Source organism: Burkholderia cepacia GG4, assembly GCF_000292915.1.
GTDB classification, from domain to species: domain Bacteria; phylum Pseudomonadota; class Gammaproteobacteria; order Burkholderiales; family Burkholderiaceae; genus Burkholderia; species Burkholderia cepacia_D.
The window spans coordinates 2,270,749-2,287,538 of the sequence record NC_018514.1 but is presented as its reverse complement, the minus strand read 5'-3'; the positions used below and the strand labels follow the sequence as shown (position 1 = coordinate 2,287,538).

Sequence of the window (16,790 nt, the reverse complement as noted above, 5' to 3'; positions counted from 1 at the left end):
GGCTATTGAGGCCGTTGCCCTTATTGACCGCCTAGAGCTGAATGACTCTTCGTTGGGCGAGCACATTGTCGACCGGAAGGACTCGGTAGATTTCGCGGGGACGATTGCGGAACCTGCCACTGCATCGCCCATAGTCATCGCCCCGCAGACGGCGCACACGGGTCAGGTCTGCCCGGAACGGCATCTGGAAAGCCACGTTCCTGGCGTGCTGGTTCAACAGAGTGAGCGCGCGCCGGAAGTTTTCGCACCAGGCAGCAGCGGCACTCATCGTCTATAGTCAGCGTTCTGGGAGTTTGCGTGCGAGGCCTGATTCATGGTGAATTCTCGAAGCCGCGCGCATAAATTGTGACGCGCACGGCGTTGCCCAGCTTGTTGCCTTACTGCGCAATGAGAAAGCGGTCGCGATTCTTTGCGTCGCGAATCCAGAGCGGAGCGCGGCCACGCCCCGACCACGTCTCGCCAGTCTTCGGGTTCTCGCTACAGGCTGTAAGAAATTCATCGCAATAACGACGTGTGCGTTTTTGCCCAATGTAGGCATACGCGCGGCACAACAGGCCACGCGCGTTCAGAGTCAATTTCGGGCACTGGTGTCATCACTCCACCGTAACCGACTTAGCCAGATTCCTCGGCTTATCAATATCCGTCCCCCTTGCCAACGCCGCGTGATAAGCCAGCAACTGCATCGGCACCGTATGCAAGATCGGCGAAAGCGGCCCGTAGTACTCGTTAAGTCGAATCACCTCGATCCCTTCACTCGGCACCAACCCACAGTCCACATCCGCGAACACGAAAAGCCTGCCATTCCGCGCACTGACCTCGTGCATGTTCGACCGGAGCTTTTCCAAAAGCGCATCATTCGGCGCCACCGCAATCACTGGCATTTCATGACTAACCAACGCCAGCGGCCCATGCTTCAACTCCCCGGCGGGATAAGCCTCCGCATGGATATAAGAAATCTCCTTCATCTTCAGCGCTCCTTCGAGCGCGATCGGATAATGCATTCCGCGTCCGAGAAACAGCATGTTGTCGCGTCGCGCGAGCAGTTCCGACCAGCCCATGATCTGTGGCTCCAGCGCGAGCACCTTCGACATCGCATCGGGCAGATGCCGCAGCGCGCGCAGATGCTCTTTCTCCTCGTCGTCACTCAACCGTCCGCGCACCTGCGCCAGTGACAACGTCAGCAAGAACAACGCCACGAGCTGCGTCGTAAAAGCCTTCGTCGAAGCCACCCCGATCTCGATCCCTGCACGCGTGACGAACTGCAGCGCGCATTCGTGCATCAGCGCACTCGTCGCGACGTTGCAGATCGCGAGCGTATGCATCATCCCGCGCTGCTTCGCGACATGCACCGCTCCGAGCACGTCAGCCGTCTCTCCGCTCTGCGACACCGCAACGACCAGCGTACGCGGATTCGCCACGCTGTCGCGATAGCGATACTCGCTCGCAATTTCCACGCTCGCCGGCAGCTTCGCGATGCTCTCGATCCAGTACTTCGCGGTCAGCGCCGCGTGATAACTGCCGCCGCACGCGAGCAACAACACCGAATCGACCTCGTTGAACACGCGCCACGCACCGTCGCCGAACAGCTCCGGCATGATCGACTCGACATCGAGCAGCGTATCGGCCACCGCCTGCGGCTGCTCGAAGATTTCCTTCTGCATGTAGTAGCGATACGAGCCGAGATCAGCCGCACCGCTATGCGCGGCGACCCGCTGCACCGCACGCTCGACGCGCTGGCCGGCCGCATCGACGATCCAGTAGCGATGCAGCTGGATATCAGCGACATCACCGTTCTCGAGGTAAGCGATGCGATCGGTGATGCCCGACAACGCGATCGCATCCGACGCGAGAAAATTCTCTCCCTCGCCGACACCGACGACGAGCGGCATCCCGTCGCGCGCACCGACGATCCGGTGCGGCTCGTCGCGGCACATCACCGCGATCGCGTAGCTGCCGCGCAATCGCGCGACCGCGCGGCGCACCGCGTCGAACAGGTCGCCGTCGTACAGATGGTCGATCAGATGCGCGATTGCCTCGCTGTCGGTCTGGCTCGCGAACACGTAGCCATGCGCCTGCAGCTCCGCGCGCAGTTGATCGCAGTTCTCGATGATGCCGTTGTGCGACAGCGCGACACGCGCGTTGTCGTCACTGGGCGAGAAGTGCGGATGCGCGTTGAGCGTGACGGGCGCGCCGTGAGTCGCCCAGCGCGTATGCGCGATGCCGGTGTAGCCCGACAGCGCCTGCGCGGCGATCTCGCGCTGCAGGTTGGCGACGCGGTCGACGCTGCGCGCGCGTGCCAGCGCGCGGTCGCGATAGACCACGACGCCGCACGAGTCGTAGCCGCGGTATTCGAGCCGCTTCAGCCCGTCGACGAGGTTCGGCAGGATGTCCCGCTGGGCGACCGCCCCGACAATTCCACACATATCGCGCTCCGTAAATGTCCTGTCTGGACCCGTGACAGCGATGGTAGAGGTGCACGAATGGAATTAAATTTCAAAATACGTCGACAAATGAAACGAACAGGCGATCTGGTACCATGTTGAAATTAAATTGCACGCCCTGACCGGAAGGAGCCGCCAATGGCCGGCATCACGCTCGACGATCTCGACCTGCGCATCCTCGCGATCCTGCAGGAGGACGCGTCGGTGTCGAACCTGCAACTGGCCGAGCGCGCGCTGTCGTCGCCGCCGACCTGCATGCGTCGCGTGCGGCGGCTGACGGAGGCGGGCGTGATCCGCCGCCAGGTCGCGGTGCTCGATCCGGCAGCGATCGGCACGGCCGTCACGGCGCTGATCGAGATCAGCCTCGACAGGCAGACGGCCGAAGACTACGACGCGTTCGAAGCCTACGTGTGTGCGGAGCCGGCGGTCACGCAGTGCTACCGCGTGTCGCCGGGGCCGGATTTCGTGGTGGTGGCCGACCTGGCCGACGTCGCCGAATACGACGAGTTCGCGCGGCGGCTGTTCACCGGTGCATCGAACGTCCGCAACGTGCGGACGTTCTTCTCGACGCATCGCGCGAAGTTCGAGGCGAACGCGCGGGTCGCGCATGCGATGCGCAAGCGCGCGTGATCGCGTCGTCAACCCGACTTCAAGCCGCGGCCGCGTCCGTCAGTTGCAGCGGCTTGCCATACCCGAAGCAATGCGCGGGCTCGGGAAACGCGCACTGACGCACGTCGTGCGCGTATTGGCGGATCGCGTCGCGCATCACGGCATTCGCATCGGCGTAACGCTTCACGAAACGCGGCGTGTACGAGTCGAATGCGCCGATCATGTCCTCGGTCACGAGCACCTGCCCGTCGCAGGCCGGCGATGCGCCGATGCCGATCGTCGGGATCGCCAGCGTTGCTGTTACATGTCGCGCGAGCGCTTCGGCGGTGCCCTCGATGACGACACTGAACGCGCCGGCCTGCTCGGCGGCGCAGGAGGCGTCGAACACCTGCCCGGCCGAGCGCGGGTCCATTCCTTGCGCGCGGAAGCCGCCGGTCGCGTTCGCCTGTTGCGGCATGAGGCCGACATGCGCCATCACCGGAATGCCGCGATCGGTCAGGAAGCGGATCGTATCGGCCATCTCGCTGCCGCCTTCGAGCTTCACGCCTTGCGCGCCGGTTTCGGCGAGCAGGCGCGCGGCGGAGCGATAGGCTTGCGCGGGCGATTCCTGGTACGTCGAGAACGGCAGGTCGACGACGACGCAGGCTTGCGCGGCACCGCGCACCACGGCCGCGCCGTGTGCAATCATCATGTCGAGCGTGACGCGCAGCGTATCGGGCATCCCGTACAGCACCATGCCGACGGAGTCGCCGACGATGATCACGTCGGCCACCTCGTCGACCAGCTTCGCCATCGGCGCGGAATACGCGGTCAGCGACACGAGGCTGCCGATGCCCTTCGTCGAACGGATTGCGGTGACGGTCTTGCGGGTGCTGCGGGTATGAGCGCTCATGAACGGAAGCCGTGTGAAAGAAGAGCCGTCACGGTAGCATCGCGCTCGTTCGTGCAATGACCTTCGGAGGACGTCTTATGTTGCTGGCGGGACAACCGGCCGACCCTTACGCGGTGCCGCCGATGGCGCGCCTGCCGAGGCCGCTGTTCGTGCGCGCGTTCGAGATTCCCGGCAACGTGAGCGTCGATGCGCACCGTCATCCGTGGGCCCAGCTGATGTATGCGACGAGCGGCGTGCTCGAGGTATCGACGCCGTTCGGCCAGCATCTGCTGCCGCCGCACTATGCGATGTGGATTCCGCCGAACGTGCCGCATGCCGTGACGACCCGCGATTGCGTCGCGTTCCACAGCCTCTATCTCGACGAAGCGATCGCGCGCGACGACGCGCACGACGATTGCACGATCCTCTGCATGACGCCGCTGCTGCGCGAGCTGGTGATTGCCACCGGCGAGCTGCCGGTGAACTACGACGAGACCGGGCCGGACGGTGCGCTCGTCTGCCTGATCGCCGACCGGATCGCGCGCATGCGGCCGGCACCGCTGACGGTGCCGCTGCCGCGCGATGCGCGCCTGCTGAAGATCGCACGTGGGTTGCACGCGTCGCCGGGCGATACGCGGAGTCTCGACGAATGGGGCCATCAGGTCGGCGCGACGCGGCGCACGCTGTCGCGGCTGTTTCGGCAGGATACCGGGCTGTCGTTCACCGAATGGCGGCAGGCCGTGCGGCTGCTGGCGTCGTTGCCGTTGCTCGACGCGGGCGAGCCGATCGGCATGGTCGCCGCGCAACTCGGCTATGACTCGACGTCGTCCTTCATCGCGCTGTTCCAGGCGAAATTCCGCATGACGCCCGGTGCGTATGCGAAGCGTGAGGCGCGCCGGCCGGTGCTGGCCGATTGAAGCGGCCGCGCGCGCCGCTCACTAAGATTCAGAACGCGAGCGACTGTTGCATCGGATCACGCTCGCCGCGCGCGAACCCGGCACCTTCGAGCGACAACAGCGCGCGTTTCCGTTCAATGCCGCCCGCATAACCGGTCAGGCTGCCCGACGCGCCGATCACGCGATGGCACGGCACCATGATCGACACCGGGTTGCGGCCGACCGCGCCGCCGACGGCACGCGCGGCGCTCATCGGCAACCCGACGCGCTCGGTGATGTCGCCATACGACACGAGCTTGCCGAACGGAATCGCGAGCAGTTCCTTCCACACGCTGCGTTGAAACGCGGTGCCGCGCAGATGAATCGGCACGGAAAAAGTCTCACGCGTGCCGGTGAAATATTCGGCGACTTCTTCCGCGACCTTGCGCGCGAGCGGCGACGCGCTGCTTGCGCCTCCATTCGCGTCGGGTGCGATCGCAAGCGACGGATAGTATTTCTGCCCGACGAAGAACAGGCCCGTCAGCGCATCGTCCTCGATACGGATGGCGATGTCGCCCAGCGGGCTCGGAATCAGATGAGCGGGAGTCATCGCGAAGCTTCTCCATGAAGGCGCCACACATGCAGTGCGGCATACGCGCGCCACGGCGCCCAGTGCGCCGCTTTCGGCGCGGATGATGCGATGCGCGGACGCTCGGCGGCGGCGCGCGGCGCAAGCCACGCGTCGTCGGCGGGGAACGCGTTCGGCCAGGCCATCGCACGCATCGCGACGTACTGCACCGCGCGCTCGTCGAAGCCGGGCAGCGCACGCAACGCGGTGAGCGTCGCATCGAGCGGCGCCATCGGTTCGAGCGCAAGCGTGCCGCCGGCGACTGCGCGGGCCAGCGACACGATCGCCCGCGCCGCAGCACGCGCGACACCGATTGCTTCGAGGGCCGCCGGCGGCGCACCAGCCAGCGTCGCTGCTGAAGGTAGGGCATGCGTGAGGCCCGGCGGCGCGTTGTCCAGCGGCGTGCCGAAGCGTTCGGCCACGCGCGCCAGCACCGCGCCTGCCGGCGTCGCCGCGAGGTGTTCACCCGCGATCGCACGGATCGCGATCTCGAGCCCGTCTAACGCGCCGGGCACGCGCAGGCCGGGCGAGCCGTCCGCGAGTTCGCCGAGATGCGCGTCGATCACGTCGGGCCGGCTGTCGAGATCGAACAGCCGCCGTACGCGCGCGAGCACGGCCGGCACGACGGGCGTCAGTGCGGGCGACACGGTGAGCGCGAGCGCGAACCGCTGCGGCACGTGCGCGACGGACAGCCAGCCCGTCACATGACCGTTGCCGTTTGGCAGCGCGACGACGCGCGCATAGCCGTGCGCGTCGATCTGCTCGATGCCGTCGATCTGCCGCTGCGCGAGAAATTGCATCAGCTCGGGCCACGCGAACGGCGGCCGGTAAGGCAGCGGGAACGTCATGTCGCCGCCGGCGGATGTGCCCGCACCCTTGCGCAAGCGCAGCGGATTGAGGCCGTAGCGTTGCCGGAACAAATCGTTGAAGCGCCGCACGCTGCCGAACCCGGCGGTCGACGCGACGACGGCCACCGGCAGCGCGGTATCGGTCAGGAGCCGCTTGGCCATCAGCAGCCGGTGCGTCTGCGCGAACTCGACCGGCGACACGCCGAACTGCGCGGCGAAGATCCGGCGCAGATGGCGCTCGGTCACGCCGACCCGCTGCGCGAGCGCATCAACGGAGCGCTCGTTCAGGAACCCGTCCTCGATCAGCGTGGCGGCCGCGTCGGCGAGATTGCCGGACAAATCGAGCAGCCCGTGGCCGGGCGCGAGTTCGGGGCGGCAGCGCATGCACGGACGAAAGCCGGCTTTCTCGGCGGCCGCGGCGGTCGGGTAATAACTGCAGTTCTGCGCTTTCGGCGGCTTCACCGGGCAGACGGGGCGGCAATACACGCCCGTCGTCGACACGCCGACGAAGAACCAGCCGTCGAAGCGGCGGTTCCGCGAAAGCAGGGCGTCGTAGCAGGTGTCGGGATCGAGGCGCATGCGACGACTGTAAACCATCCGCGCCGCCGGTTCTGGCTGGAATCGGACCTGTGTATCGGCGCGCGGGCCTGCGTCCCGGCCCCGTTTCGCGTGCACGAAAATCCCGGAAAAACGGTTAATGCCATGCCGCGAAACAGTCGTCTCTTTTTGCGTGGCCAAATTTGAGATGACTCATCGAAATCCCCGACTGACACGGCACCGCACCACCGCCTATCCTTTGAAAAACGTTTTCCAGAACTCGGCGGGAAAGCGGCAGCGCCACGAAAGGGGCGGGCCGCGACCCGCTCCGGCGCCCGTCGCCGGTCACGGACACGCAATATCCAGCGGCGCGACGGGCGCGACCGCGAATCGGAGACACTCATGCAATCTGCCGTCGTCGGCGCGGTGCGCGCCGCCGCCAGCCGCTACCGCTGGACCGTCTGTGCGCTGCTGTTCTTTGCGACCGTGATCAACTACATGGATCGGCAGATCCTCGGGCTGCTCGCGCCGATGCTCCAGCACGACATCGGCTGGACCCAGGTGCAGTACGGCCGCATCGTGATGGCGTTTTCCGCGTTCTACGCGATCGGCCTGCTCGGCTTCGGGCGCATCGTCGACTGGCTCGGCACGCGCATCTCGTATGCCGTCGCGATGCTGGTGTGGAGCATCGCGGCAATGCTGCACGCGGTGGTCGGTTCGGTGATGGGCTTCGCGGCCGTGCGCGCGCTGCTCGGGATCGGCGAGGGCGGCAACTTCCCGGCCGCGATCAAGACGACGGCCGAATGGTTTCCGCGCCGTGAACGCGCGCTCGCCACCGGCATCTTCAATTCGGGCGCGAACATCGGCGCGGTGTTCGCACCGGCGATCATCCCGGCGATCGCGGTGGCCTACGGGTGGCGCGCGGCGTTCGTGATCATCGGCGCGATCGGCATCGTGTGGCTCGCAGTGTGGCTGGTGATGTATCGCACGGCCGACACACGCGCGCTCGCCGCGGAATACGACGAGCCGCGCGACGAAGCCGAAGCGCTCGACGCGGCGAACGCGGATGCCGGCGCGCCGCGCTGGGGCGAACTGATCCGCAAGCGCGAGACGTGGGCATTCCTGGTCGGCAAGTTCCTGACCGACCCGGTGTGGTGGTTCTACCTGTTCTGGCTGCCGAAGTGGCTCAACGAGTCGCGCGGGATGGACATGCAGCATATCGGCATGCCGCTCGTGTGTATCTACGCGCTGACGACGGTCGGCAGCATCGGCGGCGGCTGGCTGTCGTCGACGTTGCTGCGCGCGGGCTGGAGCGTGAACGGCGCGCGCAAGACGGCGATGCTGATCTGCGCATGCTGCGTGCTGCCGATCGCGTTCGTGTCGCAGGTGCAGAGCCTGTGGGTCGCGGTGCTGATCGTCGGCCTCGCCGCCGCCGCGCACCAGGGCTGGTCGGCGAACCTGTTCACGACGGCGTCGGATCTGTTCCCGCGTCGCGCGGTCGCGTCGGTGGTCGGCATCGGCGGGATGGCCGGCTCGATCGGCGGCGTGCTGTTCTCGGAAGTGATCGGCCAGGTGCTGCAACGCACCGGCCACTACTGGGTGCTGTTCGCGATCGGCGCGCTGGCCTACCTGCTCGCGCTGGCGGTCATGCACATGCTCACGCCGAAGATGAAGCCCGCGAAGCTCGACGCGTGATCGCGTGTCGGCAAGCGAACGCGCCGCCCGGAGGCGGCGCGTTTTTATGGGTGATGCGGACAAGCGGTGCCGGTGGGACTTGGCGCGTGCTTCAACCAACCGCGGCCGTCGACGCGCGCATGATCAGCCGCGGCTCGAACGTCGAATAGCTCGCATCGGTGCGCCCGGCGAGTGCGTCGATCAGCTTCTGCATCGCGAGCTCGCCCATGTTCTCGCTCTGGATGTCGATGGTGGTCAGCGCGGGCGCCGCGTATGCGCCGTACGGCACGTTGTCGACGCCGGCGACAGACACGTCCTGCGGCAGCCGGAACCCGAGCGACGCGGCTTCCTTCATGAAGCCGAGCGCGATCAGGTCGTTGTAGCAGATCACGGCCTGCGGGCGCTGCGGCCCGAGCATCACGCGTGAGCACGCGCGCTCGCCGGCTGCTGCGGTCGGCGCATGCGCGTCGTGCACGTCGAGCGTGAGCCCCGCTTCGGCGAGACAGTCGCGCGCGCCCTGGATCCGTTCGTCGTTCACGCGCGCGGGCCCGAAGCCGAGGTACGCGATGCGCGTATGGCCGAGATTGATCAGATGGCGCGCGAGCATGTAGGTGGCGAGCCGGTTGTCGATGCCGACGCTCGGAATCGGCAGGCCGGGGCTGCGTCGCAGCAGCACCAGCGGCTTGTGCAGGTCGAGCATCCAGCCGGCTTCCTCGTCGGGCATCCGCGTGCTGACGATCAGCCCGTCGACGCGCTGCGCGAGCGCCTCGATCAGCGAGCGTTCGCGCGCTTGATTCTCTTCAGTATCGACGAGCAGCAGCGTGTAGTCGTGCTGGAGCGCGATGCGGTTCGCGCCTTTGACGACGTTCGTGAAATACGGGTTGCTGATGTCGAGGATCACCACGCCGATGGTGCGGGTGCGCCCGGTGATCATCGAGCGCGCGAGCGGATTCGAACGGTAGCCGAGCCGCTCGATCGCTTCCTTGAGCCGTGCCTCGACGGTCGGCGAAAAGCGCTGCGTGCCGTTCACGTACTTGGACACCGTCGCGACCGACACGCCGGCTTCCGCGGCCACGTCGCGGATCGTCGGGGAAACTTTTTTCATCGGGAGGGTAACGTTTTCGTTCGATTGTGCCGGATTGTGGCAGAAAAAGCCGGCGTCCGGCCACCGACCGATATCGGGAAAGTGCGGATGGCTGCGCACGGGTTCGGCCATTGACGTTTTGCGTGGGTCCCGCGTATAGTTGGAAAACGTTTTCCGGCCCGGACCCGTTCCGGGCACATTCCAGGACAGATTCAAGGAGACTCGATGAACGCCTCATCCACCGGCGCACGCAAGCCGTTCGGGCGCCTGCTGCTGACCGGCGCGGCCGGCAACCTCGGCCGCCAGGTGCGCGGCGCGCTGGCGAACTGGGCCGACGTCGTGCGCGTCAGCGACATCGCGGCGCTGGACGATGCCGAAGCGCATGAAGAAACCCGTGTCGTCGACCTGGCCGACCGGCCGGCGGTGATGGACCTCGTCGACGGCGTAGACGCGATCGTCCACCTCGGCGGCATTTCGGTCGACGCGCCGTTCGACGATCTCGTCGATGCGAACATCACCGGCACGTACAACCTGTACGAAGCCGCGCGCAAGCACGGCGTGAAGCGCATCGTGTTCGCGAGCTCGAACCATGCGATCGGTTTCCATCCGGTCACGGAAGTGCTCGACGCCGATTCGCCGATGCGTCCGGACAGCCTGTACGGCGTGACGAAATGCTTCGGCGAGTCGCTTTCGCGGTATTACTTCGACCGCTTCGGGATCGAGACGGTGTGCTTGCGGATCGGCTCGTCGTTCGAGGTGCCGAAGAACCCGCGCATGCTCGTGACGTTCCTCAGCTACCGCGACTTCATCGAGCTCGTGCGCTGCTCGCTGCTGACGAACCGCGTCGGTCACGCGATCGTCTATGGCGTGTCGGACAACCCGGTGAAGTGGTGGGACAACACGAAGGCCGGCTTCCTCGGCTTCCGGCCGCGCGACAGCTCCGAGCAGTTCGCGGAGCTGTTCCCGGTGACGGCGCCGACCGCCGAGTACGACGATCCCGCGCAGCGGTATCAGGGCGGCGGATTCGTCGTTGGCGAGCCGATGGAGCGCAAGGCGACGTAAGGGCGCAAGTGCCGGGGGCGTCGCGGATCAGCGCAGGATGTCGGTCGCCTTGTGCCGGTCATGCGACGCCGTTATCGAACCTTCCCCGCACCGGCGGCCGCCCGTCGCCGAAGCCGGTACGTCGCACCGGCTCACACCGGATACGCATCGTCGACTTTCAGGTTCGCGAGCCGGAACAGCGTGCGCAGCGTTTGCGGATGAATGTCGCGGCGCGCGGCGAGCGACGTCAGCATGAAATCGAGCACCTTCGCGTAGCGGAGCAGCACGAGGCAGCGCGCGAGATCCGCGCTGCCGTTGCGCATGTCCTCGGCGAGATGGACCATCTGCGTGGACAGCGCGCGCGCCATCTCGAGTTCCATCTGCTGTTTTTCAGTCCAGTCGGGCAGCGGTTGTTCGAGCACTTTCGCGAGAAAGAGCTGGAACGCCGTGTCGGACGAGTTGGGCAGCGCATCCATGAATGGCCTCGTTGCTTCGCGAATCGTTCGGACGGATCCGGCGGATGCGTCCGAGCAGGGTTCAGGACCACGTCGATCGGCGGCGCGGTTTTCACGTCTAACGGAATGCAGGTTCCGTACCAGTGCCGCGATCCGATTGTTGAGGAATGTTGACGCGTGCCGCGGCGCAGGCCATCGCGTCCCGCCGGTACTGGTTTGCACGGAAAGTCGAAGCGGGCGTCCATACGTGTCCGTCGGTGACGGTCGCGTGCGCGACAGGGGCCGGACCGATGAAATGCTTCAGCGATGTAACGTAACGCCGGGCTAAAGCCGGCTTCGTGTTGCCGTCGAGGAGCCGCGTGAAGGGCTGCGCGTGCGTGCTTCGTCGGCGTCCGTCCCGCGCCGGACGCCGGCTCGCGGTGATCTCCGCTGCGCGGCGGAGCGCTGCAATGGATGCGCCGGATGTTTCAGATTCGAAACGTTTTTGCGCGCGGCGATCCGGGTGAGGGCGCGACGTACGTCACCGCGTTACCCAACTGGCCCAGTGAGTACGCCGCCAACTGTCCATGGGCAGATGTCGGGCATTTGCCAACAATCTGCGCATCATCCCCGCGAGGTTCGACATGAGCGTCCACGCCTTCTTCTCGGCCAACCTGCTGCTGGCCTATACAGCCTATTTTGTCGGTACGGCCAGCCCCGGCCCGAGCAATCTCGCGATCATGTCGGTCGCCGCGAACCATGGCCGCAAGGCGGCGCTCGTGTTTGCGCTCGGCGTGATTTCGGGGTCGATGTTCTGGGCGACGGTGGCCGCGCTCGGCGTGTCGGCGGCGTTGCTCGCGTGGTCGAAGCTGCTGGTCGCGATCAAGCTGTTCGGCGGCGTGTACCTGCTGTGGCTTGCGTACAAGTCGGGCCGCACCGCGTGGTCGGCCAGGCCGGCCGCTGCGCTGCAGGCGGCACCCGATCAGAAGCTGTCGCGCTTCTACGCGCGTGGCGCGATGCTGCACCTGACGAATCCGAAAGCCATCCTGGTGTGGGTGTCGATCGTCGCGCTGTCGTCGAACGGCGCGGGCGCGTCGCACGGCGCCGTGGTGCCGGGCTGCATCGTGATTGGTTGCCTGGTGTTCGGCGGCTATGCGCTGGTGTTCTCGACGGACGGCGCACGGCGGCTGTACGTGCGCGGCCGGCGCGCAATGGAAGCGTGTCTCGCGGTGGTGCTCGGCGTGGCGGGGATCCGCTTGCTCGCGTCGAACGTATGAACGTGCCACGCGTGCTCGTTCAGACCAACCGCCGCACGCACGCGCGGCGGTTGGTTCGTCGCATCGCCATCCGCTTCAGAAAATGAAGCCCGTGTTGATGAACTTCGAGTAGTGATCCGACACGATCGAGTCGAGCAGCTGCTTGCTGCCGTCGGTCTGCTTCGCCGCGACCATCGAGCGGATCGAGAACGCGCGCAGCGCGTCGGTCACCGACAGCGTGCCTTCCGCCGAGTCCTTGCGTCCCGCGAACGGGAACACGTCCGGCCCGCGCTGGCACTGGCAGTTGATGTTCACGCGGCACACCTGGTTCACGAGCGGATCGACGAGCGCGCCGATCTGCGCCGGATCGGAGCCGAAGATGCTGACCTGCTGGCCGTGCTCGGACGTCGTCACGTAATCGAGCGCGGTTTCGACATCGTCGAACGGCGCGACCGGAATGATCGGCCCGAACTGCTCCTCGCGATACAGCTTCATCCCTTCGGACACCGGATACACGACGGCCGGGTAGAACAGCGTCTTGCTGAACTCGCCGCCCGACTGGTTGACGACCTGCGCGCCCTTGGCCTTCGCGTCGTCGATCGCGTCGGTCATGTACGCGGTGCGATGCATGCCCGGCAGCGGCGTGATGCTGACGCCCTTCTCCCACGGCATGCCGATCTTCAACTGTTCGAGCGCGGCGGTGAAGCGCTTCAGGAATTCGTCGACGATCGAGCGATGCACGAGCAGCATCTTCAGCGCGGTGCAGCGCTGGCCGTTGAACGACAGCGCGCCGAGCAGGCACTCCTTCACGGTGAGATCGAGATCGGCGTCGGGCAGCACGATCGCCGCGTTCTTCGCGTCGAGGCCGAGGATCGCGCGCAGCCGGTGCGACTTCGGGTGCTGCTTCTTCAGGTGATCGGCGACCTTGCTCGAGCCGATCAGCGCGAGCACGTTGATCTTGCCCGACGCGAGCATGTGCGGCACGACCACCGCGCCCGGCGCGTAGATGGTGTTGATCACGCCCTTCGGGAACGCGTCGCGGAACGCCTCGAGCAGCGGTTCGAACAGCAGCGTGCCGTACTGCGGCGGCTTGAACACCACGGTGTTGCCCATCAGCAGCGCGGGGATCAGCGTCGCGAAGGTCTCGTTCAGCGGATAATTGTACGGCCCCATGCACAGCACGACGCCGAGCGGCGTGCGGCGGATCTGGCCGATCGTGCCTTCCGCGATCACGAAGCGCGAGTTCGCGTTGTCGAGCTCCTTCAGCGCGTCGATCGTCTGCGTCATGTACGTGACGGTGCGGTCGAACTCCTTCTGCGAATCGGCGAGGCTCTTGCCGATCTCCCACATGATCAGGTTCACGACCAGCTCGCGCTGCGCGACCATCCGCTTGATGAAGTCCTGCATGCACGCGATGCGCTGCTCGACCTTCATCGTCGGCCACTCGCCGCGGCCCGAGTCGTACGCGCGCACCGCGGCGTCGAGCGCCGCGTCGCTTTCCGTCTCGCCCATCACCGGATAGCTGCCGATCTCCATCTGTGCGACGCTGCCGTCCGGCTGGCGCACGCACACGGGCGACAGCACGGTCTTGGTCGCGCCGTCCCACGGGCGCAATGCGCCGTCGACGAGCGACACGCGCTGGTGGATCGGCGCCGCGAGGCGGAACTCGGCGGGGATGTCTTGATAGGCGGGAAACAGCTGCTGCAGGGAAGCGGAATCAGGCATGACGGTCTCGTTTGACAGGTGTCCGGGAAGGACGGGCGATGCGGAATCCTGAGCTGAATGATCCTCGATCCTGAATCGGCATCATGACGCGCGGACGACGAAGCGTCACGCGAAAGGCTGGCCGAAACGCGGAATGGAACCAGTTCCATTTAAAAGGAACACCGCGCCGATTGCAAGATTTGCCGAACGCTGTTGTGTAATGCGTAAGGATTTTGAAGGATTGTTTCCGAATGCCGGGAATCAGCCGGTCAGGCTATGCGCAAACGTTTCACTTTGGCCGGTTTGGGCGGATAATGGTCTCGCGCGGCGAAGAAAAAATTGCCCCGGAACCTGAGAGAAAACACACGCAGTGAAGAAATGTGAGAAGGTCCGCCGCGCTGCCGAAGCGAGGTCGGCTGCCCGGAGCGCCGGGTCGGGGTTGCCCGCCCGGCGCGCACCGGCCTGCCGCGCTACGCCGCACTCACTCGACGTCTTCGTCATCCTCGTCGTCAAACTCTTCGTCCCGCCCCGGCGCCGCATAGGCGCTTGCCTGCTCCAGCAACCACGCACGAAACGATTCAAGCGGCTTGCTGTGGCTGAACTCCGTCGGATACACGAGGTAGTACGCTGAATCGCCGACCGTCGCCGCGTCGCACGGCACGATCAGGCCGAGCTGGTGCAACTGTTCCTCGACGAAGAACTTCGGCACCAGCGCGATCCCGAGCCCGGCCGTGGCCGCGCTGATCAGCATCGTATGCAACTCGTAACGCACGCCCTGCATCGTGCGGATGTCCTCGACGCCGTGCGTCTCGAACCATTGCGCCCAGGCGCCAGGGCGCGTGGTGGAGTGCAGCAGCGGATACGCGAGCAGATCCTCCACGCGTTCGACCGGCCCGTCGAGCAGCGCGGGCGAGCAGATCGGCACGACTTCCTCGCCGAACAGGTAGTCGGACGACGTGCCGGGCCAGGTCGGCTTGCCGTAGTGGATCGCGGCCTCGAAGTGGGTGTCCTCGAACGAGAACAGGTCGGTACGGCTGCCCATGTTCACGCGCACGTCCGGCGTGCGGTCGTAGAAGCTCTTGATGCGCGGGATCAGCCAGTGCGACGCGAAGGTCGGCAGCACCGCGAGCTCCAGGTAGCCGCCGCCGCTGCCGTGCGCGATGATCGACAGCGTGTCGCGGTCGAGCGCCTCCAGCGCGCGCCGCACCTGCGTGCCGTACAGCTTGCCGGCGCGCGTCAGCACGACGCGTTGCTTCACGCGCGCGAACAGCCGCACGCCGAGGCTCGCCTCCAGCGTCGCGATCTGCCGCGATACCGCGCTTTCGGTCAGGAACAGCTCCTTCGCCGCGTGCGTGAAGCTCTCGTGGCGCGCCGCGGCTTCGAAAGCCACGAGCGCACCCATGTTGGGGATCTTGAATTTGCGCATGATGCTCGTTTTGTCTGACGAACGGACCCGCCCGAGGCGGGCCGGCGGACGAGTGCGGGGACTGCGAATAATTCCAAAAACTCATCACATATCAATTTAATCTCGCTTTACGCCCCACCGCAACCCTTTGAATAATGCATCCCACGCAAGGCCAGGCGCCCGTTGGGCGGCCGGCCACCTGAGTTGCCGGCACGTTTGCCGGCGGTCCCCCGAGACGAGAATCCTGATGCGCAATCCGAATATCGAGAGCTTGCTGACGAAGCTGCTGGGACAGGCGAAGACCGACGCCCTGTTCGCGACCCTGAACATGCCGGCCATCCTCGACGAGTGGGAAGCCGACGTCGTCACGCGTGCCGAAATCGCGCAGGCGATGAACATGGCGCTGTTCGAAGGGCTGCTTGAACGTTCGGCGAACGGCCGCGCGTACACGGCCGACGCGATCGAAAACGGCGGCTCGGTCTACTTCGACCACGGCGCGCTGCGCACCGTGCGCTGGCCGCACACGGGCGCGCTGCCGCCGGGCGAAGCCGCGTTCACGCGCATCCTGCGTCCGCTCGGCTTCCGCCTGAACGGCCGTTATCCGCTCGACAAGCTCGGCATGACCGGCCGCGCGTATGCGCATGAAGATGCACCGGACGAAATCGCGCAGTTCTTCGTCAGCGAACTGCATCCGGAGCGTTTCTCGAAGGAATTCCAGCAGGCCGTGACGAACGTCGTCAGCTCGTCGCGCGATCCGCTGTCGCCGGCGGCCGTCGCGCTGCTGTGGGAGATCGAGCGTGAAGGCTGGCTGTCGCTCGACGCCGCGCACGCGCTGCTGCCCGAGATTGTCGGCGCATTCGCGCGCCAGCACGACCTGCCGAACGAACTCGACTACGAGACGCTGCTGCTCGAATCGGCCGAGATGGCGTGGATCGCGACCGAAGGCAACGCGTTCAACCATGCGACCGATCGCGTGATCGACGTGTTCAAGCTGTCCGACGACGAGAAGGCGAAGGGCCGGCCGATGAAGCCGGAAGTCGAGCGTTCGCGCTCGGGCCGCGTGTTCCAGACCGCGTATCGCGCGGACATCGTCGAGCGCGAGTTCCGCACGCGCGACGGCGGCACGGTGAAGCGCAACGTGCCGGGCTCGTTCTATGAGTTCATCACGCGTCGTCGCACGTTCGACCAGGCGGCGCGCCGCTGGGTGACGGACCTGCGTTTCGACGCGGGCAACGCGCAGGGCATCTTCAAGATGACGGCGAACGCAGCGAAGTAAGCGCAACGCACGATGACGGACGGGCCGGCGGCTGATCACAGCCGCCGGCCCGTTTTCGCTGGATGGGCGCCGCGCTCGTCAGAGCAGGTGCGTGACCAGATAGAACA

General features: G+C 66.1%; 14 protein-coding genes and 1 pseudogene. 6 read left to right on the top strand and 9 right to left on the bottom strand.

All coding sequences use genetic code 11. The features are described from left to right. Positions 1-377: 377 nt before the first annotated feature. Both GEM_RS31580 and glmS read right to left on the bottom strand, forming a co-directional pair. Positions 378-473: pseudogene (locus GEM_RS31580) on the bottom strand (H-NS family nucleoid-associated regulatory protein); the annotation flags it as partial. A 120-nt stretch (positions 474-593) separates the two neighbouring features. Continuing rightward, positions 594-2,423, bottom strand: coding sequence for a glutamine--fructose-6-phosphate transaminase (isomerizing) (gene glmS, locus GEM_RS25895; RefSeq protein ID WP_014900378.1), 1,830 nt, complete (start codon positions 2,421-2,423; stop codon positions 594-596). A gap of 156 nt (positions 2,424-2,579) precedes the next feature. Between glmS and GEM_RS25890 the strand changes: the two genes are divergently transcribed. After that, positions 2,580-3,071, top strand: coding sequence for an Lrp/AsnC family transcriptional regulator (locus GEM_RS25890; protein WP_014900377.1), 492 nt, complete (start codon positions 2,580-2,582; stop codon positions 3,069-3,071). Positions 3,072-3,090: 19 nt separating this feature from the next. On the opposite strand, the gene panB is transcribed toward GEM_RS25890, so the two are convergent. Further along, positions 3,091-3,942, bottom strand: coding sequence for a 3-methyl-2-oxobutanoate hydroxymethyltransferase (gene panB / locus GEM_RS25885; protein WP_014900376.1), 852 nt, complete (start codon positions 3,940-3,942; stop codon positions 3,091-3,093). Between the two features lie 77 nt (positions 3,943-4,019). Here panB and GEM_RS25880 point away from each other — a divergent pair, with 77 nt between their 5' ends. Then, the gene (locus GEM_RS25880; RefSeq protein WP_014900375.1) at positions 4,020-4,838 is read left to right on the top strand and encodes an AraC family transcriptional regulator; all 819 of its coding nucleotides are present in this window, start codon (positions 4,020-4,022) and stop codon (positions 4,836-4,838) included. Positions 4,839-4,866: 28 nt separating this feature from the next. Here GEM_RS25880 and GEM_RS25875 read toward each other — a convergent pair whose 3' ends face one another. Together GEM_RS25875 and GEM_RS25870 are read right to left on the bottom strand one after the other, a co-directional pair. Then, complete coding sequence (locus tag GEM_RS25875; RefSeq protein WP_014900374.1) at positions 4,867-5,406, bottom strand: methylated-DNA--[protein]-cysteine S-methyltransferase; 540 nt, start codon at positions 5,404-5,406, stop codon at positions 4,867-4,869. Beyond that, positions 5,403-6,869, bottom strand: a complete 1,467-nt coding sequence (locus GEM_RS25870; protein ID WP_014900373.1) for a DNA-3-methyladenine glycosylase 2 family protein — start codon at positions 6,867-6,869, stop codon at positions 5,403-5,405. The genes GEM_RS25875 and GEM_RS25870 overlap by 4 nt, the downstream gene beginning before the upstream one ends. A gap of 342 nt (positions 6,870-7,211) precedes the next feature. Between GEM_RS25870 and GEM_RS25865 the strand changes: the two genes are divergently transcribed. After that, positions 7,212-8,504, top strand: coding sequence for an MFS transporter (locus GEM_RS25865; protein ID WP_014900372.1), 1,293 nt, complete (start codon positions 7,212-7,214; stop codon positions 8,502-8,504). 91 nt (positions 8,505-8,595) lie between these two features. Here GEM_RS25865 and GEM_RS25860 read toward each other — a convergent pair whose 3' ends face one another. After that, positions 8,596-9,699, bottom strand: a complete 1,104-nt coding sequence (locus GEM_RS25860; RefSeq protein ID WP_014900371.1) for a LacI family DNA-binding transcriptional regulator — start codon at positions 9,697-9,699, stop codon at positions 8,596-8,598. Positions 9,700-9,792: 93 nt separating this feature from the next. On the opposite strand from GEM_RS25860, the gene GEM_RS25855 reads away from it, so the two are divergent. Further along, on the top strand, positions 9,793-10,629 hold the full coding sequence (locus tag GEM_RS25855) for an NAD-dependent epimerase/dehydratase family protein (protein WP_014900370.1): 837 nt from the start codon (positions 9,793-9,795) through the stop codon (positions 10,627-10,629). A 131-nt stretch (positions 10,630-10,760) separates the two neighbouring features. On the opposite strand, the gene GEM_RS25850 is transcribed toward GEM_RS25855, so the two are convergent. Beyond that, entirely contained in the window at positions 10,761-11,084 is a 324-nt protein-coding gene (locus GEM_RS25850) for a hypothetical protein (protein ID WP_014900369.1), read from the bottom strand. A 602-nt stretch (positions 11,085-11,686) separates the two neighbouring features. Here GEM_RS25850 and GEM_RS25845 point away from each other — a divergent pair. Continuing rightward, positions 11,687-12,319, top strand: a complete 633-nt coding sequence (locus GEM_RS25845) for a LysE family translocator (RefSeq protein WP_014900368.1) — start codon at positions 11,687-11,689, stop codon at positions 12,317-12,319. A gap of 75 nt (positions 12,320-12,394) precedes the next feature. Here the strand turns inward: GEM_RS25845 and GEM_RS25840 are convergent, their stop codons facing one another. Then, a complete protein-coding gene (locus GEM_RS25840; RefSeq protein WP_014900367.1) occupies positions 12,395-14,023 on the bottom strand; it encodes an NADP-dependent glyceraldehyde-3-phosphate dehydrogenase in 1,629 nt (542 codons plus the stop codon). Positions 14,024-14,483: 460 nt separating this feature from the next. Continuing rightward, entirely contained in the window at positions 14,484-15,428 is a 945-nt protein-coding gene (locus tag GEM_RS25835; RefSeq protein ID WP_014900366.1) for a LysR family transcriptional regulator, read from the bottom strand. 226 nt (positions 15,429-15,654) lie between these two features. On the opposite strand from GEM_RS25835, the gene GEM_RS25830 reads away from it, so the two are divergent. Beyond that, positions 15,655-16,683 (top strand): DUF1338 domain-containing protein, encoded by a 1,029-nt coding sequence (locus tag GEM_RS25830; RefSeq protein ID WP_014900365.1) that lies wholly within the window; start codon positions 15,655-15,657, stop codon positions 16,681-16,683. The last annotated feature ends 107 nt before the right edge of the window (positions 16,684-16,790 follow it).